Source organism: Campylobacter showae CC57C (assembly GCF_000344295.2).
GTDB classification, from domain to species: domain Bacteria; phylum Campylobacterota; class Campylobacteria; order Campylobacterales; family Campylobacteraceae; genus Campylobacter_A; species Campylobacter_A showae_B.
Map to the genome: position 1 here is coordinate 1 of NZ_AOTD01000267.1, position 1025 is coordinate 1025.

Genomic DNA, 1025 nt, shown 5'->3' on the forward strand with positions numbered 1-1025 from the left:
CGCGAGTTCGAATCTCGTTTCCCGCTCCATTTTTTTCTTACTATTTTTTCCCATTTTTTTATTTTCGTCAGATTTAGCACTTTGGCCGATGTATTGCGTTTCAAACGGCAAAATCACGCTTGCGGACTTGGGCTTTACGGACAAAAGCGACGAGATTTTAAATTTAGGCGAGAACAAAGCCGCAAAAATAAATTCGCGAGACTTAGCTGAAATTTTAAAAAAATATGGGCTAGAGCTTGAGGATAAAAGCGGCGGAGAGACGATATTTGTCAAAAACTGCGATGCATTAGCTCTCGTGCAGCGCGCCTTTTTACAAGAGGTTTCGGGCGAGTTTAAGGGGTTGCAATTTGTAAAATTTCCGCTTATTGAGCCTCAAAACGAACTTCCTAAAAACTTCCACGAATACAAATTTGACAAAATTTACGTAAATAAAATCAATCCAAAAGGTAGCTTTAGAGCTAGTTTTATCACGCCAAACGGCTCGCAGCCAAGCGTATTTTTTAGATACGAAGTTAGCGCAAGAATGCCTGTTTTGCGGGCTACTAAACCGCTAGGGACGCGCCAGATGCTAGGTATAGACGACTTTGCGAAAGACTGGGTCGAGCTTGGCGAGTTTAGCCCCGACATGATGAGCGAAGCGCCAAACGCGAGGTTAGCAACGAAGCAAAACATAAAAAGCGGCGATGTGCTGCGATTGCGGCAGTTTACCCCATTGCCGCTTATCAAAAAAGGCGAGCGCGTAAATGCGGTGCTTAACGACGGGGCGCTCAGTATCATAGTCGAAGTCACTGCGCTAGAAAACGGCAATCTAGGCGAGACCATCAAGGTCAAAAACAACGATAAAAAGGTTTTTAGTGCTCAAATCGTCTCAAAAAAACAGGTGATGATAAGATGAAAATTTTTCTAGGCATTAGCGGCGCAAGCGGCGTAAATTTGGGGCTAAAGCTTGCCTGCGAGATAGCAAAAAGAAGCGAGCTGCACCTGTGCGTGAGCAAAAACGCTATGAACGTACTGGAAAAAGAGCT

The 1025-nt window shown here is 44.3% G+C and carries 2 protein-coding genes; both read left to right on the forward strand.

Annotation, left to right across the window (positions count from 1 at the left end; genetic code table 11):
- Nucleotides 1-88: 88 nt before the first annotated feature.
- The gene (gene flgA, locus H740_RS11070) at nucleotides 89-895 is read left to right on the forward strand and encodes a flagellar basal body P-ring formation chaperone FlgA (protein WP_034958134.1); all 807 of its coding nucleotides are present in this window, start codon (nucleotides 89-91) and stop codon (nucleotides 893-895) included.
- Nucleotides 892-1025 (forward strand): flavoprotein (locus tag H740_RS12500; protein WP_002953876.1); only part of this gene is annotated, 134 nt, incomplete at its 3' end. The genes flgA and H740_RS12500, both read left to right, overlap by 4 nt.